At 72.7% G+C, this 23,163-nt stretch carries 19 protein-coding genes; 11 read left to right on the forward strand and 8 right to left on the reverse strand.

Going from position 1 to position 23,163, the window contains the following annotated elements; genetic code table 11:
* The first annotated feature begins 217 nt into the window (after positions 1-217).
* On the forward strand, positions 218-1,411 hold the full coding sequence (locus KDL01_RS06180; protein ID WP_212527364.1) for an RtcB family protein: 1,194 nt from the start codon (positions 218-220) through the stop codon (positions 1,409-1,411).
* A gap of 229 nt (positions 1,412-1,640) precedes the next feature.
* On the opposite strand, the gene KDL01_RS06185 is transcribed toward KDL01_RS06180, so the two are convergent.
* A complete protein-coding gene (locus KDL01_RS06185) occupies positions 1,641-2,285 on the reverse strand; it encodes a DNA-3-methyladenine glycosylase (RefSeq protein ID WP_212527365.1) in 645 nt (214 codons plus the stop codon).
* Between the two features lie 86 nt (positions 2,286-2,371).
* Here KDL01_RS06185 and KDL01_RS06190 point away from each other — a divergent pair, with 86 nt between their 5' ends.
* Complete coding sequence (locus KDL01_RS06190) at positions 2,372-3,091, forward strand: Clp protease N-terminal domain-containing protein (protein ID WP_212527366.1); 720 nt, start codon at positions 2,372-2,374, stop codon at positions 3,089-3,091.
* An 87-nt stretch (positions 3,092-3,178) separates the two neighbouring features.
* The gene (locus tag KDL01_RS06195) at positions 3,179-3,994 is read left to right on the forward strand and encodes a methyltransferase domain-containing protein (protein ID WP_212527367.1); all 816 of its coding nucleotides are present in this window, start codon (positions 3,179-3,181) and stop codon (positions 3,992-3,994) included.
* Positions 3,995-4,181: 187 nt separating this feature from the next.
* Here the strand turns inward: KDL01_RS06195 and KDL01_RS06200 are convergent, their stop codons facing one another.
* The 4 genes from KDL01_RS06200 to KDL01_RS06215 are packed head-to-tail and all read right to left on the reverse strand — an operon-like array spanning position 4,182 to position 9,967.
* Positions 4,182-6,725 (reverse strand): beta-xylosidase/alpha-l-arabinosidase, encoded by a 2,544-nt coding sequence (locus tag KDL01_RS06200; RefSeq protein WP_212527368.1) that lies wholly within the window; start codon positions 6,723-6,725, stop codon positions 4,182-4,184.
* A 58-nt stretch (positions 6,726-6,783) separates the two neighbouring features.
* Positions 6,784-7,692, reverse strand: a complete 909-nt coding sequence (locus tag KDL01_RS06205; protein WP_246576028.1) for a carbohydrate ABC transporter permease — start codon at positions 7,690-7,692, stop codon at positions 6,784-6,786.
* Positions 7,693-7,697: 5 nt separating this feature from the next.
* Positions 7,698-8,639: a carbohydrate ABC transporter permease gene (locus tag KDL01_RS06210; RefSeq protein WP_212527370.1), complete on the reverse strand. Its 942-nt coding sequence runs from the start codon at positions 8,637-8,639 to the stop codon at positions 7,698-7,700.
* Positions 8,636-9,967, reverse strand: coding sequence for an extracellular solute-binding protein (locus tag KDL01_RS06215; protein WP_307846135.1), 1,332 nt, complete (start codon positions 9,965-9,967; stop codon positions 8,636-8,638). Before KDL01_RS06215 ends, KDL01_RS06210 begins: the two co-directional genes overlap by 4 nt.
* Before the next feature lie 178 nt (positions 9,968-10,145).
* On the opposite strand from KDL01_RS06215, the gene KDL01_RS06220 reads away from it, so the two are divergent.
* The 4 genes from KDL01_RS06220 to KDL01_RS06235 all read left to right on the forward strand — a co-directional run bounded on the left by KDL01_RS06220 (position 10,146) and on the right by KDL01_RS06235 (position 16,364).
* On the forward strand, positions 10,146-11,201 hold the full coding sequence (locus KDL01_RS06220) for a LacI family DNA-binding transcriptional regulator (protein WP_307846136.1): 1,056 nt from the start codon (positions 10,146-10,148) through the stop codon (positions 11,199-11,201).
* Positions 11,202-11,468: 267 nt separating this feature from the next.
* Complete coding sequence (locus KDL01_RS06225) at positions 11,469-13,541, forward strand: DUF6807 family protein (protein WP_212527371.1); 2,073 nt, start codon at positions 11,469-11,471, stop codon at positions 13,539-13,541.
* Positions 13,538-14,269 (forward strand): cupin domain-containing protein, encoded by a 732-nt coding sequence (locus KDL01_RS06230; RefSeq protein WP_212527372.1) that lies wholly within the window; start codon positions 13,538-13,540, stop codon positions 14,267-14,269. Before KDL01_RS06225 ends, KDL01_RS06230 begins: the two co-directional genes overlap by 4 nt.
* Before the next feature lie 148 nt (positions 14,270-14,417).
* Positions 14,418-16,364, forward strand: coding sequence for a cellulose binding domain-containing protein (locus KDL01_RS06235; protein ID WP_212527373.1), 1,947 nt, complete (start codon positions 14,418-14,420; stop codon positions 16,362-16,364).
* 79 nt (positions 16,365-16,443) lie between these two features.
* On the opposite strand, the gene KDL01_RS06240 is transcribed toward KDL01_RS06235, so the two are convergent.
* Positions 16,444-17,802 (reverse strand): glycoside hydrolase family 6 protein, encoded by a 1,359-nt coding sequence (locus KDL01_RS06240; protein WP_212527374.1) that lies wholly within the window; start codon positions 17,800-17,802, stop codon positions 16,444-16,446.
* Positions 17,803-18,015: 213 nt separating this feature from the next.
* Between KDL01_RS06240 and KDL01_RS06245 the strand changes: the two genes are divergently transcribed.
* Both KDL01_RS06245 and mmuM read left to right on the forward strand, forming a co-directional pair.
* Positions 18,016-19,287 (forward strand): low temperature requirement protein A, encoded by a 1,272-nt coding sequence (locus tag KDL01_RS06245; protein ID WP_212527375.1) that lies wholly within the window; start codon positions 18,016-18,018, stop codon positions 19,285-19,287.
* Between the two features lie 230 nt (positions 19,288-19,517).
* On the forward strand, positions 19,518-20,627 hold the full coding sequence (gene mmuM / locus KDL01_RS06250) for a homocysteine S-methyltransferase (protein ID WP_212527376.1): 1,110 nt from the start codon (positions 19,518-19,520) through the stop codon (positions 20,625-20,627).
* A gap of 41 nt (positions 20,628-20,668) precedes the next feature.
* Here mmuM and KDL01_RS06255 read toward each other — a convergent pair whose 3' ends face one another.
* Positions 20,669-21,388, reverse strand: a complete 720-nt coding sequence (locus KDL01_RS06255; protein ID WP_212527377.1) for an SRPBCC family protein — start codon at positions 21,386-21,388, stop codon at positions 20,669-20,671.
* Between the two features lie 2 nt (positions 21,389-21,390).
* Positions 21,391-22,014 (reverse strand): ArsR/SmtB family transcription factor, encoded by a 624-nt coding sequence (locus KDL01_RS06260; protein ID WP_212527378.1) that lies wholly within the window; start codon positions 22,012-22,014, stop codon positions 21,391-21,393.
* A 245-nt stretch (positions 22,015-22,259) separates the two neighbouring features.
* Here KDL01_RS06260 and KDL01_RS06265 point away from each other — a divergent pair, with 245 nt between their 5' ends.
* Positions 22,260-22,862: a sigma-70 family RNA polymerase sigma factor gene (locus KDL01_RS06265; RefSeq protein ID WP_307846138.1), complete on the forward strand. Its 603-nt coding sequence runs from the start codon at positions 22,260-22,262 to the stop codon at positions 22,860-22,862.
* Positions 22,859-23,163, forward strand: a 305-nt coding sequence (locus KDL01_RS06270) for an anti-sigma factor family protein (RefSeq protein WP_212527380.1), incomplete at its 3' end; no start/stop codon positions are given. The genes KDL01_RS06265 and KDL01_RS06270, both read left to right, overlap by 4 nt.

The raw sequence follows: 23,163 nt of genomic DNA on the forward strand, positions 1-23,163 counted from the left end.
GGTGCGGACCGGCCCACACATCGACCTGAGAAGGAGGACTCCAGTGCTGCAGCGACGATCCTCGCTCCACTGTCGCAGGCTCCTGATCAGGGTGGGTGAGTAGTCCCCGGTCGGACCTCGCCGCGCCCGTCTCGCCCCGCCCGACCGCCGTCACTCGACGCGCGGTGCGAGCGGGAGCGATCTAGTCTTGAACCCACACACATAGCTAGGACTTGTCATGCCCATGCATGAGCTGCCGGGCCGTCACGTACCCATCCGCCTGTGGGCGGATCCGGACACGGTCGAGCCGCAGGCACTGCAGCAGCTCTACAACGTCACCACGATTCCGCAGGTCGCGGGCGTGGCCGTGATGCCGGACGTGCACCTCGGCATCGGCGCCACCGTCGGCAGCGTGATCGCGCTGCGCGGGGCCGTGTGCCCGGCCGCGGTCGGCGTCGACATCGGCTGCGGAATGACCGCCGTGCGCACCTCGCTCACGGCCAAGGACCTGCCGGACGACCTCTCCCACCTGCGCCACCGGATCGAGCGGGCCATCCCGGTCGGCCGCGGCGCGCACGAGAACCCGGTGGACCCGGCGAAGCTGCACGGCTTCGACCAGCACCGTTGGAAGGCCTTCTGGCGCGAGTTCGACGACCTGGCCCCCGCGGTCAAGGCCCGTCGGGGCCGGGCCCTGGGCCAGATGGGCACGCTCGGCTCAGGCAACCACTTCATCGAGTTCTGCCTGGACGGCGAGGACCGGGTCTGGCTGATGCTGCACTCCGGTTCCCGCAACATCGGCAAGGAGCTGGCGGACCACCACATCGGGGTGGCCCGCGGCCTCGCGCACAACCAGGGCCTGGTGGACCGGGATCTCGCGGTCTTCCTCGCGCACACCCCGCAGATGGCGGACTACCGGGCCGACCTGTTCTGGGCCCAGGAGTACGCGCGCTACAACCGCGCCGTGATGATGGCGCTGTTCCAGAGCGTGGTCGGGCGCGAGTTCAAGGGCGCGCGCCCGGCCTTCGAGCAGACCATCTCCTGCCACCACAACTACGTGGCGGAGGAGACCTACGGGGGCGAGGAGCTCCTGGTCACCCGCAAGGGCGCGATCCGGGCCGGGGCCGGGGAGTTCGGGATCATCCCGGGCTCGATGGGCACCCGTTCCTACATCGTCAAGGGCCTGGGCAACACCGCCGCGTTCAACTCCGCCTCGCACGGGGCGGGGCGGCGGATGAGCCGGAGCCAGGCCAAGCGCACGTATACGAGGACTGATCTGGAGCGGCAGACGGCCGGAGTGGAGTGCCGCAAGGACGCCGGGGTGATCGACGAGATCCCGGGCGCCTACAAGCCGATCGAGAAGGTCATGGCGGCTCAGACCGACCTCGTCGAGGTGGTGGCGGAACTGCGCCAGCTCGTCTGCGTCAAGGGCTGAGGCCGACCGGGTCCGCTCGGGCGGACGCACCGATACGCACGCGCCCGGTGGTAGGGGACGGGGGTCCCGACCACCGGGCGCCTGCGCGCCCCGACGAACTCTCCCTCGATCGGTGTCCGCGCACTGCCGGCTCCCCTGTGTGCCGACAGAACGCCGCTCGTGACCGTGCGCGTCCGTCGCGCCGGATCACATTCTGCGCGGCGCCGCTCCCGTTCGGCTCCCGTCCGCCTCACGCGGCGTCGTCGGCCCCCGTGACCGGCCCGGCCGGCCCGGCCGCGGCGGATTTGGCCCGGCGGTAGGGGCTGACGGTCGGGTCGCCGTGGACGTGGAAGCGCCAGGGCAGGTCGGCGGCGCGGCTGATCCCGGTGCGCGGCCCGGTGCGGATGAGCTCCGGCTTGAGCGGCTTGCCGCGTTCCAGGGTGAGCGCTCCGCCCGCCTCGCACAGGTCGGCGCCGTCGAGCGTGCGGTCGAGCGCCAGCGCCGAGGCCAGCCGCCCGGGTCCGCGGGCGAGGTCCACGTCCCCGCGGCTGGAGGTGCGCCGGGCGCGGGCGAGCGCGAGTCCGTCGACGACCTCTCCCGCGCGCACGAGCACCGCCTCGGCCACGCCGTCCTGCGCGCAGACCACGTTCATCGCGAAGTGCATGCCGTAGATGAAGTAGATGTAGGCGTATCCCGGCGGGCCGAACATCACCGCGTTGCGCGCCGTGCGGCCGCGGTAGGCGTGCGAGGCGGGATCGAGCGAGCCCGCGTAGGCCTCGACCTCGGTGATCCGCACCGTCACCGCGCCGCGCGGCGAGCGCGTGGTCAGCAGGCATCCGAGCAGGTCGGGCGCCACCTCCAGTGAAGTTCTGGCGAAGAAGTCCCGGCTCGACACGCGCTCCACTCTACGGGAGGGCGCCCGGGCGAATCGGGAGTCAACTTCGGGTTGACGGCCCTCAATCGTCAACTTATGGTTGACTCATGACTCCTCAACCCGCGCTCCCGGACCTCATCGAGACCGTCCGCGCCGCCGTCCCCGACGGGGATCCGGCCGCCCAGCTGGCCCGGGCCGCCGAGGTGGCGGCCGGACTCAACCAGCTCGGCGACCGGCTGCTCGACCACTACGTGTTCCAGTGCCGGCAGGCCGGGATGTCGTGGGCCGAGCTCAGCGCCTCGCTCGGAGTGAGCAAGCAGGCCGTGCACAAGCGCTTCACCGGGGTCACCCCCGCGTTCCAGCGCCTCACGCCCAAGGCACAGCAGGTCGTGCAGGGCGCGATCGAGCGGGCGCGCGGGCTCGGGCACGGGTCGGTGGGCACCGAGCACGTCCTGCTGGCCTTGTTCGAACCCTCAGACAGCCTCGCCGCGATCACGCTCTCCCGGGTCGAGGTCCGCCACGAGGATGTGCGCGCCCGGGTGGTGGCCGCGGCGCCGCCGACCGGCGAGACGATCGACGGGGCGATCCCGTTCTCCGCGCAGACGAAGGCTGTACTGCGCGGCGCCCTCGACGAGGCGCTCGACCTCAACCACAACTACATCGGCACCGAGCACCTGCTGCTCGCCCTCCAGCGCGACGAGGCGTACCCGGCCGCGCGGATCCTGGCCGAGCTCGGCGCGGACCGGGACCGCCTACGCGAGACCGTCAAAGCAGAGATCGCCCGGATCGTTCAGGCCCGCGCGGACCTCGCCAAGACGGCAGAGTGATCAGAATCTGAGACAGTGTTGACCGGATAGTGGACTCGCCTGTTAGTGTCTCCATACCCAGACAAGCTCTCGAAGGAGACAGCTGAGATGTCCGAGACGGCCACCTACACGCACGGCCACCACGCCTCGGTGATGCGCTCGCACACCTGGCGCACGGCCGCCAACTCCTGCGGCTACCTGCTCCCCCACCTGCGCTCCGGCCTGACGGTGCTGGACGTGGGCTGCGGTCCGGGCACCATCACGGCGGATCTCGCGCAGCTGGTGGCGCCGGGCCGGGTGGTCGGCCTCGAGCGGGCCGAGAGCGTACTGAGTCAGGCCACGTACTACGCCGGCGAGAAGGGCGTCGCCGACCGTGCCCAGTTCGTGGTCGGCGATGTCCACTCCCTGGACTTCCCCGACGACAGCTTCGACGTGGTGCACGCGCACCAGGTGCTGCAGCACGTCGGCGACCCGGTCGGCGCGCTGCGCGAGATGCGCCGGGTCACCCGCCCGGGCGGGGTGGTGGCGGCGCGCGACAGCGACTACAGCGCCTTCTTCTGGAACCCGCGGCTGCCCGTCCTGGACGAGTGGCTGGAGCTGTACTGCGCGGTCGCCCGCGCCAACGGCGGCGAGCCGGACGCCGGCCGGTACCTGAAGTCCTGGGCCCGGCAGGCCGGATTCGCCGAGGAGCAGATCACCGCGAGCGCCTCGATGTGGTGCTACAACACCCCGGCCGAGCGCGAGTGGTGGGGCGGGATGTGGGCCGAGCGCGTGACCAAGTCGGACTTCGCCCGCATGGCGGTGGACGGCGGCCTGGCCACCCCGGAGCAGCTGCAGCGGCTGGCCGACGGCTGGCTGCAGTGGGCCGCGGACGAGGACGGCTGGGTGGGCATCCCGCACGGGGAGATCCTCTGCCGCGTCTGACGCGGCAGGACATCCCGCACCGGCCCCGTCTCGGTCCGGCGCGGGACCTGAGTCGGCCCGGATCGCGCGGTGAGCGGTGTCCTCCTCACACCGCACGATCCGGGTCACGGCACGACACGGCGGGCCGACCCACGAGGTCGGCCCGCCGTCGCGCGCCGCGGCCCCACGCCGCGGCGCTCGAGTAGGGCTATTCGACGGCCGCGTTCGAGATCCGCGTCTCGCCGGCGATCCGGTGCGGGGCACGGGGATCGACGTCGCGGACCTCGCCGACGAGCCGGACCGGTAGCCGGTGGCGCACGGCCTCGTCCGCGCTGGAGGCGGCGACCCACAGTTCGATGTCGCCGGGCTCGACGATGCGCCGCCCGGCCCGGCCGGTGAACGAGGTCAGGTCGGTGTGGCAGCTGAAACGCACCCGGCGCGCCTCGCCCGCCGGGACGGCCACCTTGGCGAAGCCGATCAGGCGCGCCCGCGGCCTGGTGGTCTGCGCCACCGGGTCGTGCAGGTAGAGCTGGACCACGTCGCTCCCGTCCCGGCCGCCGGTGTTGCGCACGGTGAGTTCGACCTCGAATTCGCCGTCCACCGGGACCTGCGCGGCCGAGACCGTGCACTGCTCCCAGGCGAACTCGGTGTAGCTCAGGCCGTGCCCGAACGGGTAGAGCGGCGTCGGGTCGACGCTGCTGATCGTGCTCGCCAGGCCCAGCGGCGGCTGCAGGTACGTCCACGGCTGGCCGCCCTCGCCGCGCGGGACGCTCACCGGAAGCCGGCCCGAGGGGTTGACCCGGCCGCCGAGCACGGAGGCGACCGCGGGGCCGCCCTCCTCGCCGGGGAAGAACGCCTGCACGATCGCGGCGAGCCGGCCGGCGTAGCGGCCGAGGGCGTAGGGCCGACCCGTCATCAGCACCAGCACAATCGGGGTGCCGGTCTCGATCAGGGCGTCGAGGAACGCGCCCTGCTCCCCCGGCAGCGAGAGGTCCGCGGCGTCGCAGCCCTCGCCGGAGGTGCCGCGGCCGAACAGGCCGGCCCGGTCACCGAGCACGGCGATACACAGGTCCGCCTCGCGCGCGGCGGTGAGCGCGCGCTGGACCTCGTCCGGATCGAGCGGGCCGAGGACCTCGCAGCCGGCAGCCGTGCGCAGTTCGACGCCGGGCCACTGGCCGCGCAGCGACTCGAGCACGGTGGGGATCCGCACGCCGACGGGGGTCTCCGGGTGGTTCGGGCCGACGTGCGCCGGGAACGAATAGCAGCCGAGCATCGCCGAGGCCTGATCGGCCAGCGGGCCCACGACGGCGATGCCGCGCGAGCCCGGCCGGCCCGGCGAGGCCGGGTCCAGTGGAAGCAGGCCGGCCCGGTTCTCGAGCAGCACGATCGACTCCTCGGCCACCCGGCGCGCCAGCGCCCGGTTCGCCGCGCTGTCGAGGTCCACGGTGCCCGGGGTGACCTGCGGCAGCTCGAGTTCGGCCGGCTCGGCCCGGCCGTCCACGCCCGCGCCGGACGCCTCCGCCCGCGCCGTCGCCGCCACCGCCGCCGCCCCGCCGAGCGCCGGAGGCACCGGCGACCAGTCCGGGTCGAGCAGGCCGAGTTCGCACTTCTGCATCAGCACTCTCCACAACGCCCGGTCCACGAAGGATTCCGCGATCTCGCCCTGTTCCACCGCCGCCACCAGCCGCGCCCCGTAGCCGCGCACCGTCGGCAGTTCCACGTCCACGCCGGCGGCCAGGGCCTGGCGCGCCGCGTCGGTGTCGTCGGCCGCCACCCCGTGCTCCGAGTGCAGGAAGCCGATACCGAAGTAGTCCGACACGACCGTGCCGTCGAAGCCCCAGGCGTCGCGCAGCAGCCCGGTCAGCAGTCCGGAGTCCGCGGCCGCGGGCAGCCCGTCGATCTCGCAGTAGGACTGCATCACCGAACGGGCGCCGGCCACGCGCACCGCGTGCTCGAACGGGGGCAGGATGACGTCGGCGAGCTCGCGTCCGCCGGCCCGCACCGGGGCGTGGTTGCGCGCGCCGACCGAGCCGGAGTAGCCGGCGAAGTGCTTGAGCGTGGCCACCACTCCGCCGGACTGCAGGCCCCTGACGTACGCGGCGCCGATGGTGGCGACCAGGCACGGGTCCTCGCCGATGGTCTCCTCCACCCGGCCCCAGCGCGGGTCGCGCACCACGTCGACCACCGGCGCGAGGCCCTGGTAGACGCCCACCATGCGCAGGTCCGCGCCGATGCGCGCGCCCATCTCGCCGACCAGCTCCGGGCTGAACGCGGCGCCCCAGGCCAGCGGCACCGGGTAGATCGTGGCCCCCCAGGCCGCGAATCCGGCCAGGCACTCCTCGTGCGGGAGCGCGGGGATGGCGAAGCGGCCGGCCGCCATGATCGAACGCTGCGTCCGGGCGAGCGAGAGCGCGCCGAGCGCCGGGTCCACCGGGGCGGTGCCGAAGGGCCGGGTGAGCTGGCCGAGGCCCAGCTTGGCCTGTTCCTCCAGGTCCACCTGCTCGGCCAGGTTCTCGTGCATGTGCGGGGCGACCTCGCCGCCCTCGGCGTCGGCCCCGACCCAGACCCCGTAGAGCTGGGCGCACTTCTCCGCCAGCGTCATCCGGGCGACGAGGTCGGCGACCCGTTGCCGGGCCGGGAGCTCGACCCGGCGCCAGTCCGGTGGCGTGCTCGGGTCCTGCGGGTCGTCGCCCGCGGCGTCCGGGCTGGACGCGGCGCGGGCGGGGCGGGCGGATTCGGGCGCGGTGGTCATCGGGCCGCGGTTCCTCTCAGTGTGCGGGGCGGGGACGTAGGGGTGGCCGGTCGCCGCGTCATCTGCCGCCGAAGCCCACGACGCTGCTGATCAGGGCGCGTCGTGCGGCGAGGTAGAGCACGAGCATGGGGATCCCGGCCAGGGTCAGCGCCGCGAGCATGGCCGGGATGTCCACCCCGTACTCGCTGCTCAGGCTCCACAGGCCGGTGGTGAGCACCTCGTTCTGCGGCGACTGGGTCAGGATCAGCGGGAACAGCAGCCCGTTCCAGGCCGACAGGCCGCTGAAGACCGCCACGGTGCTGATCCCGCCCCGGGAGAGCGGGATCACCAGCTTGAACAGCATCCGGGCCGGGGTGGCGCCCTCGAGCGCCATCGCCTCGTAGAGCTCCTCCGAGATGTCGCGCATCGTGCCGACCAGCACCAGCAGCGTCACCGGCATCGCGAACGCCACGGTGGGCAGGATGATCGCCCACAGCGTGTCGTACAGGCCCATCTTCGAGACCATGACGTAGAGCGGGACCAGGATGACCGGGGCCGGGATGGCCAGGCCCAGCAGGAAGATCCGGAACACCAGCAGGGAGCTGTGCCGGCCGCGGGCGCGCACGATGGCGAAGGCGAGCGGCACGCTGAGCCCGAGCACCAGCACGATCGTGGCCACGGTGACCACGACCGTGTTGAACAGCAGGTGCATGAAGCCGTTCTGGAAGGCCAGCTTGTAGTTCTGCAGCGTCGGGTGCGTGGTGGGCACCAGCAGGTCGCCGCCCAGGGCAGAGCTCTGCGACTGGAACGAGGCGTTGATCATGACGTAGATCGGCACGATCACGATCGCCAGCCAGAGCAGGGCGGCCAGTGCGGCCGCGGGGTTGTCGCGGCGCAGCCGGTCGGCCAGGCCCGGGCGGTTGCGCCGCCCGGGACCGGCGGCGCAGGAGGCACGCGCGCCGGTGCGCGGTGTGGTCTCGACGGCCAAGCGGATCACGCCCCTTCCCGGGTACTGCGCATGGAGCCGAAGCCGGAGAGCCGGACCATCAGCAGCGAGAGCACGGTGGAGACCACGACCAGGCCGGCGCCCAGGGCGCAGGCGTAGCCGAAGTTGAAGTCGTCGAAGGCGTTCTGGTACATCACCCAGGAGAGCGTGGAGGTGGCCGCGCCCGGGCCGCCCTGGGTGAGCAGGAAGACGGTCTCGAACGAGGTCAGCGAGCCCACCACGATCAGCACCGAGGAGGTGGTGATGGTGTTGCGCAGCTGCGGCAGGGTGATGTGCACGAACTGCGCCACTCGCCCGGCCCCGTCGATCGCGGCCGCGTCGTAGAAGGACTTCGGGATCGCCCGCGCCCCGCCCTGGTAGATCAGGGTGTGGAAGGGCATGAACTGCCAGCCGCCGACGAACACCAGGGCGATGAGCGCGCCGTTCGTGGAGCCGAGGATGTTGCCGTCGGGAAAGCCGATCCACGGCCCGATCGAGGGCGCGAGGCCGAAGTTCGGGTCGAGCAGCGCCTTGAACAGCAGCGAGATGGCCGTGCTTGACAGTACAAGGGGGATGAAGAACAGGGCCGCGAGCACGGCTCTGTTGCGCTGCTTCCCGGCCGCCCACACCCCGATCAGCATGGCCACCGGGGTCTGGAACACCCAGCTGAGCACGGTCAGCTCGACCGTCAGCCGGGTGGCCTGGCGGATGCTCGAGTCCTGAAACAGGCGGGTCCAGTTGCCGGCGCCGCTCAGCTGCGGGGAGCCGATGCCGCTCCAGTTGCCGCAGAAGGAGAGGTAGACCGCGTAGAGCATCGGCACGACGGCGAAGAGCGCGAAGAACAGAAAGCCGGGCAGCGCCCAGGCCAGGCGCGGGCGACCCACTCGAGCGGGTGCGCCCGCGCCGTGGCGCTGGGGCCGCGGCTTGCCGCTGGTGGCAGCGAGGGTCATGAGCCTGCGTTCTTCTGGGTGGTCTGCATGTCGGACTCGAACTGGCTCACCGAGACCTGGCCGGCGAAGAACTTGCCGACCTCGGTGTCCAGCGGGGTGCCGACGGCGGTGGGCAGCGCCTGGTCCCAGGAGAGCTGGAAGGACGGGGCCTGCTGCACCATCTGGTACTGGAACTGGCCGAAGGCGGGGTTCGGGTAGCTCGAGAGCAGGCTGGAGGTGGTGGTGGCGGTCGGGATCCAGCCGCCGGCGAGCAGCGCCTTGGTGTAGGTGTCGGAGGCCATGTACTGCACGAAGGCGACCGCGGTGCTCAGGTACTTGGTCTTGGCGTTGATCGACCAGAAGTTGGTCGGGTTGCCGACCACGTCCGCCGGGTTGCCGGTGCCGCCGGCCACGTCCGGGAAGGTGGTGAAGCCCTCTTCGCTCTTGGCGAAGTTCGGGTAGTTGCTCAGCTGGTTCGCGTAGTCCCAGGAGCCCATCAGCTGCATCGCGGCCTTGCCGCTGCCCAGCAGGGCGGGCGCCGCGTTGTTGGTGTAGCTGGTGGAGGTGAACTTGGTGCCGAACGCGCCTTCCTGGATCAGCTGCTGGATGTCGGTGAGCGAGGTGGTCATGGCCTGGTCGGTCCAGCCGGAGGAGTCGCCGTTCTGGATCTTGGTGAACTCGCCCGAGCCGCCGACGCGGTCGAGCATGTACTCGAGCCACATCAGGTCGGGCCAGTTGTCGGCGCCGCCGAGGGCGAAGGGGATGACGCCGTGTGCCTTGAACGTCGTGATCGCGGCCTGCATGGCGGCCCAGGTGTTCGGGGGCTGCAGGTTGTACTGGGCGAACAGGGTCTTGTTGTAGAACAGGATCACCGGCTGCATGCCGCGCATGGGCACGCCGTAGTCCTTGCCGTCGACCGCGCCGGCCGCGACCACGGAGGGCAGGAAGGCGCCCTTGAGCGGAGCCTGGTTGAAGTACGGGGTGAGGTCGACGAGCTCGTTCGCCTTCACGTACGGCGCGATGCTGCCGCCGCCCCAGTTGAAGAACACGTCGGGCGCACTGGAGGAGGTCATCACGGTGCGCAGCTTGGGCGAGTAGTCGTTGCCCGGCACCTGGACGAGCTTGACCTTGACCGTCGAGGTCTTGTTGAACGCGTCGACGGCCGCCTGCTGGATGTTGGTCGAGTTGTCGCCGTAGGTGTACACGACGATCTGGCCGCCCCCGGCGCCGGTGGAGGAGGAACTGCAGCCGGACGCGCCGAGGGACAGTGCCGCACCCAGGCCGAGCGCCAGGGCCGCGCGCAACCCGCGCTTACGGAGGATCGGGTTGCGCTTCGACTTCGTTGTCACAAAGCACCTCGCAAATCGCCGATAATTTCGAGTTCATTCCCGAATGTTGCTGGCAAATTAGCGAGGGGAGGTTTCGACGTCAAGGGCAGGGCCCTGATGGATCAGACACGATTAGATCTCAGCACCGATCCTTCCGGACGGGGCGCACACGAGCGGAACACAAGCTACGATCCAAGCTGTGACCTCACCTGTGACTCCCATTCGGCCGCAAGCGGGCGCCGCCGACGGCGCGCCGGGCGAGACGGCCACGCTGGCCGACATCGCCCGGGCCGCCGGTGTCTCGGCCCCGACTGTTTCGAAGGTGCTCAACGGCCGGGCCGACGTCGCCCCGGCGACCCGGGAACGGGTCGAGGAGCTGCTGCGGGAGTACGGCTACCGGCGCCGCGCGGTGCAGGCCGCGCCGCTGCTCGACCTGGTGTTCCACGAGCTCGAGAGCGCCTGGGCGATGGAGGTGATCCGCGGCGCCGAGCAGGTGGCGCACGACGAGGGCCTGAGCCTGGTGCTCTCGCAGACCGCGGGCCGGATGATCCCGGGCCAGTCCTGGCTCGACGGCGTGCTCGCCCGCAGGCCCACCGGCGTGCTGCTGGTGCTGGCGAAGCTGGATCCGGCCCAGCGCGAACAGCTGGCCACCCGGGACATCCCGTTCGCGGTGATCGACCCGGCGGGCGACCTCGAGGCCGAGGTGCCGGCCGTGGGCGCGACCAACTGGCAGGGCGGCCTGGCCGCCACCCGCCACCTGCTCGAACTCGGCCACCGCCGGATCGGGGTGCTGGCCGGGCCGGAGACGATGCTGTGCAGCCGGGCCCGGGTGGACGGGTACCGGGCCGGGCTCGAGACCGCCGGGATCCGGTTCGATCCGAGCCTGGTGCGGGCCGGCGACTTCCACCACGAGGCCGGATACGCCTGCGGGCGCGAGCTGCTGCGGCTGCCGGACCGGCCCACCGCGGTGTTCGCGGGCAACGACCTGCAGGCCCTCGGCCTGTACGAGGCGGCCCGCGAGCTCGGCCTGCGCATCCCGCAGGACCTGAGCGTGGTCGGGTTCGACGACCTGCCCGCGGCCCGCTGGGTCGGACCGCCGCTGACCACGGTGCGCCAGCCGCTGGCCGAGATGGCCGCGGCCGCCGCCCGGATCGTGATCGACCTCGCCCGCGGCCGGCGCCCCTCCGCGCTGCGCATCGAACTGGCCACCGAACTGGTCGAACGCGCGAGCACGGCCGCGCCGCGCAAGCCCTGAGCGCGCCCGCGCCCACCGCAGGACCCGCACCGCCCGGCCCGCGCCGGGCGCACCCGCCGAGAATCTCAGGGTGCGCACAGCGCGGGCTTTATCCACGGGCTGCGGGCGCACACCTGCGCATTTCCGAGATCATTCGCCGCGCCGATCTCCGCATTCCCTCGACGGGATCAGGGAATTCGCCGCGCCGCGCGGTTGACGTTCGCCCGAGCGCGGCGTAATTTCCAAGCGGCCGACTCGAAACTCGTACCGAAACATTCGGAGGTCTCGGTGCAAGACTCGGACCCGCCGCTGTCCGCCCTGGCCACACCGACGCGGCCGGCGGCCCGGGTGGCGCTCGTGGGCACCGGCTCGATCGCGGAACTTGCGCACCTGCCCGCGCTGCGCGCGCTGGGGCCGCGGGTGGACCTCGTGTCGGTGGTGGACACCGATGCCGGGCGGCTCGCCGACTTCGCCGCGCGGCACGCGATCCCGGCCGCGCGTGCCTCGGTGGACGAGATGCTCGCGCTCGACCGGCCCGACCTGGTCCACCTGTGCACCCCGCCGGCCGCGCACGCGCCGGACGCCGTGCGGTGCCTCGCCGCCGGTGCCTGGGTGCTGATCGAGAAGCCCCCGGCGCGTTCGCTGGCCGAGTACGACCGGATCGCCGCGGCCGAGGGACCTTCGGGCCCTTACGCCTCCGTGGTCTTCCAGCACCGCTTCGGCGCGGCCGGGCTGCGCCTGGCCCGGCTGGCCCGCGCCGGAACCCTGGGCCGGGCGCTGGTCGCGCAGTGCGTCACGGCCTGGTACCGCGGTCCGGCGTACTACGAGGTGCCGTGGCGCGGCCGCTGGGAGACCGAGGGCGGCGGTCCCACCATGGGACACGGCATCCACCAGATGGACTTGATGCTCGCCGTGCTCGGCGAGTGGGACGAGGTGCGGGCGGTCACCGCGACGCTGGATCGGCCGGTGGAGACCGAGGACGTCTCGGCGGCGGTCGTGCGCTTCGCCTCCGGGGCCGTGGCGACCGTGCTCAACAGCGTGCTCTCGCCGCGCGAGGAGAGCTACCTGCGCTTCGACTTCACCCGGGCCAGCGTGGAGGTGCGCCACCTCTACGGCTACCGGGACGCCGACTGGACCTTCACCCCCGCGCCCGACGCCGCGCCGACCGGGGCCGCCGCGGCCTGGGCAGATCAGGGCACGGACATACCGAGCTCGCACACGGCGCAGCTGGCGCATCTGGTGGGCGCGTGGGAACGCGGTGAGCGGCCGCCGTTGAGCGGAGCCGAGGGCCGGGCGGCACTGGAGCTGATCACCGCGATCTACCGGTCCGCGGCCACCGGGCTGCCGGTGCGGCGCGCGGATCTGGGCCCGCACGACCCGTTCTACCACCGGCTGGACGGGGGCGGCGCGAGCGGCGGCGACGGTTCCGGCGTCGACCTCGGCGCCGCCAAGCACGCCCCGCGGCTGAGCCACGACGCCGCGGCGGCCCGGATCTGCGTGCACGCGGCCGGAACCGAGCTGCTGCGCTACCACTACCGGCCCGCGATCGACCCGTTCGAGTGCCCGGCGCCGTACTTCCACCCGCTGCGCACGCTCTCGGGCGGCGTGGTCACCACGCACCGGCCGCACGACCACCGCTGGCACAAGGGTCTGGCGATGACGGCCTCGCACCTGTCCGGCCAGAACTTCTGGGGCGGCGTCAGTTACGTGCACGGCGCGCCGAACGGCGGCTACGTGGTGCTGCCGAACGTCGGCCGACTCGAGCACGACGGCTTCGCCGAGCCGGATGGCACAGGGCTCGGATTCACCGAGTCAGTGGACTGGGTCACCGCGGCCGGCGAGCGGGTGCTGCGCGAGGAACGCCGGGTGCGCGTGGTCGACGTCGATCCGGACGAGGGGCACTGGACGCTCGAGTTCGACACCGCGCTGCGCAACGTCAGCGGGCGCACGCTGGAGTTCGGCAGCCCGACCGTGGCCGGGCGCGAACTGGCCGGCTACACCGGGTTCTTCTGGCGCGGCCCGCGCTCGTTCGCCGGCGGGCGGATCCTGGCCGGGGGCGGGCTCGAGGGGCCCGCGGTGATGGGCAGGACCGCGCCCTGGCTCGGCTACACCGGCAGCTTCGACGACCGCGACGGCCAGGCCACGCTGCTGTTCCGGGCCGCCCCCGACACCCCGGGCGGCGACCCGCACTGGTTCGTGCGGGCCGAGCCGTTCGCCGCGGTCAACCCGTCGCTCGCGTTCTTCGAGGCGCTGGAGCTGCCCGCGGACGAGACGCTGGCCCGCCGCTACCGGCTGACCGTGGCCGACGGCGCCTGGGACCGGGCCGCGATCGAGGCGCACCTGTCCGGGCGGCCCTGGTGAACGCGGCGGGGCCGGCCTCGCGGCGGCCCGGATTCCCCGGCGGCACGGCGGTATCAGGGCTCTCGGTCTACCGGCAGGCCGCGCCGGACGGGCTGTGCGGCGGCTCCCCGCACGTGCACCTCGCCTGCACCGAGTCCTACCTCGTGGTCGGCGGCGAGGGCGAGCTGCACACGCTCACCGCCACCGGTGCCCTCCGCACGCCGCTGCGTGCCGGAACGGTGGCCTGGTTCGGCCCCGGCACCATCCACCGCGCGGTGAACCGGGACGGGGCGCTGCGTGCCGTCGTGCTGATGGACAACAGCGGGCTGCCCGAGGCGGGCGACGCCGTGCTGACCTTCCCGCCGGAGATCCTGGCCGACCCCGAGGCGTATCAGGACGCGGCGACGGCCCGGGACGAGGCGCAGGCGCTGCGGCGGCGGGATCTGGCCGTGACCGGGTACCTTCGGCTGGCCGAGGCGGTGGCCGCGGGCGAGCACGCGGTCCTCGAGGAGTTCTACCGGGCCGCGACGGCCCTGCGCGCGGACCGGTTCGAGGCCTGGGAAGCGGTCTGGCGCGACGGCGCCCTGGCCGCCGCGCAGCGCACCGCCGGGCACCTCGCGGCGCTGCGCGAAGGCCGGATCGAGCACCTGCTCGGCGCCGGGCTCGGCGTCGAGGCCTCGGGCGCGCCCGAGGCGCGCGCCTTCGGGATGTGCGGCCGCCTCGACCGCTACACGCTGGAAGTACCCTGACGCACCCGGTGCGGCCGGGCCGGGGCGGGCCGAGGCAGGGCGTGAAAGTTTCCAGGAGCTCATCAGGCACTTCACGGGGTTTCGTCAGGATTTGTTGGCATTCGCGGGCGTTCGCCCTAGCGTCCCGGGCTAACGAAAGGAGAACCCCATGCTTGACAGCAGCCTGGCCGAACCACGGCCGGTCCGAGCACCGGCGGTGCAGCGGGCCCGCGCCTTCCGGGCCACGGCCGCCACCACCGCGGTGGCCGTCATCGCCGGCTTGGTCGTGTTCGGCGGCGCGCACAAGGCCTTCGCGGCCGACTCCGCCACCATCAACGGCGCCACCACATACCAGACCATCACCGGGTTCGGCGCCTCCGAGGCCTTCGGTGAGGCCCAGACGGTGATGAACTCCTCCAGCGCCGTGCAGCAGGCGGTGCTGGCTGACCTCTACAGCCCGACCACCGGCGCCGGCCTCAACATGCTGCGCAACGAGGTCAGCGCCGACTCGGGCGCCACCATCGAGCCGACCGCCCCGTCCAGCCCGACCGCGACTCCCGCCTACGCCTCGCTCGCCTCGATCAGCCAGGACGCCGGCCAGCTCTGGTTCGCCCAGCAGATCAAGGCGGACTACGGCGTGACCAACGTGTTCGCCGACGCGTGGAGCGCCCCGGCGTTCATGAAGACCAACGACTCCGCCGACAACGGCGGCGCCGTGTGCGGTCTGACCGGCGCGACCTGCAGCAGCGGCAACTGGGTGCAGGCGTACTCCAACTACCTCGAGCAGTACGCGGCGGACTACGCGGCCGCCGGGGACCCGCTCACCTACATCGGCCCGGAGAACGAGGCCAACCTCTCCACCAGCTACGACAGCATGCAGCTGAGCGCGTCCCAGACGGCCCAGCTGCTCGACACCCTCGGCCCGACGATCGCGAACTCCGGCCTGTCCACCCAGGTCGAGTGCTGCGCGACCGAGGGCTGGGACTACGCGCAGACCTACGCCGCCGCGATCGAGGCCGACTCGACCGCGAACCAGTACACGAAGGTGTTCACCAGCCACGGCTACACCCAGGCGCCCGCCTCGGCCCTGAGCGGCTGGAGCAAGCCCGCGTGGGAGACCGAGTGGTCCACCTTCGAGACCTGGGACCCGGCCTGGGACGACAACACCGACGCCTCCGGACTGACCTGGGCGACGAACATCTACAAGGGCCTGACCTCGGCCAACCTCAGCGCCTTCCTCTACTGGTGGGGCAGCACGACCCCGTCGGAGAACGGTGACAACGAGGGCCTGCTGGAGATCAACGGCAGCACGGTCACCCCGGCCGGGCGGCTGTGGGCCTTCGCCAACTACAGCCGCTACATCAAGCCGGGCGCGGTGCGCATCGCCACCACGACCAGCAACAGCGCGCTGGACCTGAGCGCGTTCAAGAACCCGGACGGCACCATCGCCGTGGTCGCGCTCAACACCGGCACCGCCGCCGACACCGTCGGCTACACCCTCAGCGGCACCGGGATCACCAACGGCACCGCGGTTCCGGTGCTGACCAACGGCTCCAACAACGCGGCGACGCAGTCCTCGATCGCGGTCAGCGGCGGCGCTTTCACCGCCAGCGTCCCGGCCCGTTCGCTCGAGACCTTCGTGATCAGCAACGGCGGCAGCTCCAGCGCCTCGGCGTCGGCCTCCGCCTCGGCGTCCGCTTCGCCGTCCGCGTCCGCCTCGGCCTCCGCGTCCCCGTCCGCCTCGGCGTCGGCCTCGGCCTCGCCGTCCGCGAGCGCGAGCGCCAGCGCGACCAGCGGCGCCTCGTGCACCGTGCAGTACTCCACCACCTCGCAGTGGGCCGGCGGCTTCACCGCGAACGTGGTGATCACCGACAACGGCTCGTCCGCGATCAATGGCTGGACACTGAAGTACACGTTCCCCGGGGATCAGAAGATCACCAATGCCTGGAACGCGGTGACCAGTCAGAGCGGCGAGGCGATAACCGCGACCAACGAGAGTTACAACGCCTCGATCAGTCCAGGGGGCAATACCAGCTTCGGCTTCCAGGGCACCTGGACGAACAGTGACGCCGTACCCACGGCGTTCTCGCTCAACGGCGTGACCTGCGCCACCTAGCACCCGGCCCGCTCCCGCACCACGACAATGACAGTGCCCTGCCAGACCACCGGTCCGGCAGGGCACTGTCGTGTGCGCGTCAGTGTCCGAGCAGCGGCGGGTTCGCCTCCTGCGCCAGCTGCAGCGCCTGCTGCGGGAACCAGGCGCCCGCGGCCGGGTCGGTCAGGCCCCACAGCGGGTCGAACAGGCTCTGGTCCGCGGTGTCGGTCGGCCAGCCGGTCTGGGTGTAGGCGGAGTAGTCCCAGGCGCGCACGCCGCCCGCGGCGTCGCACTGGCCGTCGGACTGCCCCGGGGTCTTGACCCACAGGTACGCGTCGAGCAGCGGCACGCCGGTCTGCGCGGTCGGGCGCAGGCCGAGGCCGGAGGCCGGCGGGTTGCACCAGTTGCCCGACACCAGCGTGGAGATCACCGAGGCCGACTGGTTGTAGGGCGCGGCGGCGTAGGCGGCCATGGCGTTCGGGCCCTGGCCGTTGCGGCTGGTGTCGATCACGTAGTGGGTGGCGGCCACGGCGCCGTCCATGTTGGCCGCGTACCACTGCGTGGTCAGGTCCCAGGTGCTGAAGTCGCTCTGCGTCGCCGGGTAGTACTGGCTGGCGCAGTCGCCGGGGTTGCCGTAGGCCCAGTGCGAGGGGTCGGTGGTGATGGCGATGCAGTCGGAGATCCACTGGCCGTAGTCGGTCAGCTCGTTGTCCGGCTGGTAGTTCGAGACGTTCAGGTAGAAGCCCTGCGCCTGCTGCACGTCGCCGAGCAGGAGCCGCTGGGTCATGGTGCCGACCGACTGCCAGCCGCTGTGCGTGCCGTCGAGGTAGACGTCGGTGTTCGGCTTGGCCTCGAGCGCGCCGACGGCGTCGTCGACCTCGGCGTAGCGGTCGGCGTCGGTGAACGGGTACGTGCCGGTGCCGAAGCCGCCGCAGTTGGACGGCAGGTTGCCCAGGGCGTCGGGCTCCAGGATCACCACGGCGTTGCCGTCGCCGATTCCCGCCGCGAAGGCCGAGATCCAGGCCTCGTAGGAGGCCGCGTCGAGCGCGCCGCCGGCCGAGTACTGGGCGCAGTCACGACCCGGGATGTCGTAGGCGACCAGGACCGGGACGGCGTTCTCCAGCGCGGCCTCGACCATGGTCTGGTGCACCTGCGTGCGCACCTGGTCGGGCGTGCCGCCGGTGAACCACACGGCCTGCGGGGTGGCCTCCATCGTGGTCAGCAGCGCGGCGTCCTTGAGGTCGCCGCCCTTGGCCAGCTGCACGATCTGGCTCACCGCGGCGCTGGTGGGCGGCGGCACGAACAGGCGCGCGTGCGCCGGCAGCGTGTGGCCGTCCGCGCTGGACGCGGCGGCCTGGGCCGAGCCGGGAACCGCGCAGACGCCGAGCGCGGCCAGGGCGAGCGCGGCCAGTAGGGCCGGGCGGCGCGTGCGGGCCCGGGGATGCTTGGGAGGCTGCAACACAACTCCTCGATCTGTCCCTCGCGGGGTGGACGAAAACTGGTGACGACGCGGTGACGCTACGGTCTGCGCGCGCGATGTCAACACTCTGAGCCGAGCCGACCGGCGGGAGCGGCCGGACCGGCCGCGACGAGGGCGCGGGAGCCGCCGGCCCGGTGCCGGGGCGTGAAACTTTCACACCCCGGCCCGGCGGCCGACGGCATAATCGGGGACGTGTCCGAGTCCGAATCCCTCGAACTGACCGACGAATCCGAAGAATTCCGCGCGGACGCGTCCGCGGCGCCGGGCCTGCGCGAACCTGCCGACGCCGCGGCGGGCGGGCCGGAGACGGCCGGATCCGCGCAGGGCGAGGCCGAGGGCGGGCAGCGGGTGAGCTGGGCCGAGTGCTTCTTCGACCTCGTCGTCGCGCTCGCGGTCACCGACGTCTCCCGACAGCTGCAGCTGGCCCCGGACTGGGGCGCGCTCGGCCGCTCGCTGCTGCTGCTGATCCCGTTCTGGTGGGGCTGGGTCGGTACCGCGCTGCTGTTCAACGGGCTGCGGATGACGCCGGCCCGCAAGCACCTGCTGCTGCTCGGTATCGCGCTCGGCGCCCTGCTCATGTCGACCTGTGTGGCCGGGGCGTACGGCGCGCGCGGGGTGTTCTTCGGGCTGTCGTACCTGTGTGTCCGGGTTCTGCTGGGCGTGCCGATGCGGGCTCGCGGCGTGTTCGGGCTGCGGCTGGACCCGTTCACCGTCAGCCTGTTCATCGGCGCGCCGCTGTACGTGATCGGCGGCCTGACGCCGAACCCCTTCCGGGTGTGGATCTGGCTGTTGGCGGCGTGCGTGGAGATCGGGTCCACGGCCGTGCGCCCGCGCCGCTTCGCGCACATGCGCTGGGAACCGGCCCATCTGCCGGAGCGCTTCGGCCTTTTCGTGATCATCGTGCTGGGCGAGACGATCGCGACGATCGGCTCCCAGGCGGCCGCGCACACGATGAGCCCGGCCGTGGTGATCGCGCTGATCCTGGCCTTCGTGCTGGCCGCCGGACTGTGGTGGGCGTACTTCCCGATGGCGATGCCGGCGATCGAGTTCGCCATGCGTACCACCGTGATCCAGACCAGGATCGTGCGCGACGTGTTCAGCTACGGCCACCTGCTGCTGGCCGCCGGAGTGCTGCTGACGGCCGCCGGCTCGTCCGTGCTGGTGGCCGAGCCGACCCGGCACCCGCACGGGGTCACCGCGTACCTGGCCGGCCTGGGCGTGGCGCTCTACATCCTCGCCTTCTGCCACAACCGCCACAAGATGTTCGGCGGCGTGGGCACCCTGCGCGCGGCGGCCACGGTGTTGGCCGCGGCCTGCGCGTGCACCGCGCCGCTGCTGCCCGGCTGGGCGACGCTGGCGGTCAACGACGCGATCCTGCTGACGCTGCATCTGGTCGAGGACTGGCGGGTGCGCACCGGCCGGCCGCTCCTGCTGCTGCCCTGGCCCCGGCACGCCTCCGCCTGACCCGCACGGCACCACCCAGCGACGCCACAGGGCCGTTTGACCGCACGGGGGCGTGCTGCGCAGAACGGGGGACTGCGCTGCCTCGCGGCGCCGCGCCGCCCGTACACCAAGATCAGCGCGGGTTACGATCGAATCGTCTGACATCCGGGACATCGCATGTCCTGTGAGTGGTTCGGAGCGGGCCACCCCGACGTCCGCAGCACCGCCGTAAGACCCCTGAGGAGGAAATCGTGGTCGCCACCGACCAGGCCGCCGCGGCTCCCGCGCCCACTCCGGCCGCGGCGCCGAGCTTCGCCCAGGCGCTGGCCGCCGGGCCGATCGTGCTCGACGGAGGACTGTCCAACCAACTCGAGGCGCAGGGCCAGGATCTGCGCGACGCGCTCTGGTCGGCCCGGCTGCTCGCGGACGACCCGGACCAGATCACCGCGGCGCACGCGGCGTACTTCGCCGCGGGCGCGCAGGTGGCGATCACCTCGAGCTACCAGGCCAGCTTCCCGGGCTTCGCGGCCCGCGGCATCGGCCGGGAGCAGGCCGCGGCGCTGCTGCGGCGCAGCGTGGAGCTGGCCAGGCGGGCGCAGCGGGACGCGGACGAGGGCGACCTGCGCGCCGGAGCGGCGCCGCGGGGCCGGTGGGTGGCGGCGTCGGTCGGGCCGTACGGCGCGGTGTTGGCCGACGGCTCGGAGTACCGCGGCCGCTACGGGCTCTCGGTGGCGCAACTCGAGGCCTTCCACGCCCCGCGGCTCGAGACGCTGATCGCCGCCGGGCCCGACCTGCTGGCGCTGGAGACCATCCCGGACGCGGACGAAGCCAGGGCTCTGATGAATCTGGTGCGCGGGTCCGGCGTGCCGTGCTGGCTCTCGCTGAGCGCGACCGGCGCGTGCACCCGGGCCGGACAGGCCCTGAGCAACGCCTTCGCGCTCGCCGCGGACGTGGACGAGGTGGTCGCGGTGGGCGTGAACTGCTGCACGCCGCAGGACGTGCGCGCGGCGGTGGAGATCGCGGGCGCGGTCACCGGCAAGCCGGTGGTGGTCTACCCGAACAGCGGCGAGGTCTGGGACGCCGAGGCGCGCTCCTGGCACGAGGAGTCCTCGTTCGACGCCGGCCTGGTGCGCGACTGGATCGGCGCCGGGGCCCGGCTGATCGGCGGCTGCTGCCGGGTGGGCCCGGCCGCGATCGGCGAGGTGGCCGCGGCGGTGCGCGCGGCGTCACAGGACACGTACACCAGCGGCGGTGCGGGCGGCGGCTCGGGCGCGGGGGCGAGCGCGGGCACGGCGGAGGCGGTCGCGTTCGTGGAGCGGAGCCGGGCGAAGTTCGCCCGACCCCGCGCATTGCGCCGCTGAGCCGCTCACGCGCCGAACTGACGCGCCGTCGGGCGCCCGCGCTACGCGTAGACGCCGTCCAGCCAGGCCTGCCAGGCGGCGGTCGCGGCGGCTGTGTCGACGTCCTCGGCGAACAGGTGGTGCGCCGCGTCGACCGTGCCGCCGAACGCGTCCCGGCCGTAGAAGCGGTAGAGCGAGTCGGGGCAGCGCAGGCCGACGAAGTGCGGGGTCAGATAGTCGAGCACGGATTCGACCCAGCCGTAGCCGGGGACCTCCAGCGAGACCGGGTCGCCCACCCGGCTCTGCTCGGTCAGGCCGAGCGCCGTCTTGAGCGGGCCGACCGAGCCGGGCTCGGCCGAGGCCTTGGGCCCGGCCACGGCCACGTACGCGACCGGGCGGCCGGCGAAGAACTCCAGGTACTGGCCCAGGCTGTGCAGGTAGAAGTCGGTGTGCGCGCCGATGCCGTCGTACTGGTCCTCCCAGTCGTCCTGCATCAGCACGCCGGAGTGCACGTAGCGCAGCACGGCCACGCCCCCGTCCCGGCCCTCGATCAGGTAGTCGAGGGCGTTGAAGAACTCCTCGGGCCCCTCCACCCGGATGTGCACGTGCTCCGGCGGGCTCCAGACCTTGACCTTCGGGTCCTCCGGGCCGAGGCCGCCGACTGAGGGCGAGGTCTCCACCGGGAACATCCAGGCGGCGGTCTCCCGGGTGACGGCGGCGAAGACCTGTTCGGGCGTGGCCGGCAGCACCACTTCGCGGCGTACTTCGAACTGCTGGGACATGCTCACTCCTCGGGGGTTTCGGGTGGCGGGGGCGAGGTCTCCGGAGTCGCGGTGAGGCTCGGATGCAAAGCTACGATGACGCGGTGCCTGCGGCCGCCCGGCGCGCCCTCGTCGTGGTAGCGCGCCACCAGTTCGCGCACCGCCAGTCCCAGTTCCTCGGCGAACGCGGCCCGGTCGGCGGCGTTGGCGAAGCGGACCTCGCCGTCCACGGCGAAGGTGGCCAGCGGCTTGCCCGCCTTGCGCGCCCCGCGCACCAACTCCCCCACCTCGCGCAGCAGCCGCGCGGAGAGCGCGAGCAGCCAGCGGGCGGAGAGCTGGTCCGGAGACCGGTCGGGATCGGGGGCGAGCTCGGCCAGGGCGGCCGGGGAGATCACGAACGCGGGGGCGCTGGCGCGCAGCACCCGCTCGACCATGTTCCCGCGGCGGCGTTCCTCGACCAGCTCGACCAGGCCGTGCTCCTCCAGGTCGCGCAGGTGGTAGTTGGCCTTCTGCCTGGTCAGTCCGACCCGCTTGGCCACGGTGCTGGCCGAGCCCGGCTCGGTCAGCGCAGCCAGCAGCCGGGAACGGACCGGGTCGAGCGCGCTGCACGCGGCTCCCGGGTCGGCGATGACGGCGATCTCCTGCATGTCTCAAGGCTGCCACCGACAATAATTCCCGTCAAGGCAGGAGAATTTGTCGGACGGCGTCCGGCCGCGGCGCACGTCGTCGCCGGGGCGGCGGGCGTGCGCGGGCGCGCGGCGAGGTGAACCGCCGGGCGTCGGGCGCCGTGCACAGGGGTGTGAGCACACGCGGGAGTGCCGGAACCGTCTTCGCCCCGGCCGCCCCGGATACTATGGTCGAACACTCAGACCCCCGGACCGGAGCGGAGCTGGTGAAGCGCTCATTCGGCGGAGCACGCGCGTCCGGCGCGCAGGACGGCGGGTCCGGCGCGTCCGGAAACGCCGCGCGCGCGGACGAGGCGCGGCTGCGTGCGCTCTACGACCAGTACGGCGGCCAGCTGTTCGGCTACGTGCTGCGCCAGACGCACGGCGATCGGCAGGCGGCCGAGGACATCGTGCAGGAGACGCTGCTGCGTGCCTGGACGCACCCGGACGCACTGGACCCGGCCAAGGGCTCGGTGCGCGCGTGGCTGTTCGCGGTGGCGCGCAACCTGGTGATCGACGCCGCCCGGGCCCGCCAGGCCAGGCCGCGCGAGATCGCCTCGGAGCGGCTCGGCGAGGACTGGGCCTCCTCGGTGCCCGATCCCGGCGAGGACGCGTTCGACCGCAGCCTGGACGCCCTGCAGGTGGCCGAGGTGCTCGAGGCGCTCAGCCCGGAACACCGTTCGGTGCTGGTGGAGACCTACTATCGAGGGGCCACGGTGGCGGAGGCGGCCAAGACGCTCGGCGTGCCTCCGGGGACCGTGAAGTCCCGCACGTACTACGCGCTGCGCGCGTTGCGGTCGGCCTGTGCGGAAAGGGGGCTGACCCGATGACCGAAGAAGAGTTCCACCCCTGGCTCGCGGAGCTCGGCGCCTATGTGGTCGGCGCACTCGAGCCGGACGAGGCGCAGGCCCTGCGCCGGCACCTGGGCACCTGTCCGGTGTGCCAGGCGCAGTACGCGGAGCTGAGCTCCGCGGCCGGCCTGCTGGCCACGGTACCGGCCGAGGCCTTCGAGGCGGCGGACGGACGATCCGCCGCACACCTCGCCGGGCCCGACCCGGCGATGTGGGAGCGCCTGCGCGCGCGGGCCGGCCTGGCCGACGCCGCGCAGCCCGCCACGCGCCCGGCCCCGAC

Origin of the sequence: Actinospica durhamensis, from assembly GCF_018139695.1 — a bacterium.
In the GTDB taxonomy this organism is placed as follows: Bacteria; Actinomycetota; Actinomycetes; order Streptomycetales; family Catenulisporaceae; genus Actinospica; species Actinospica durhamensis.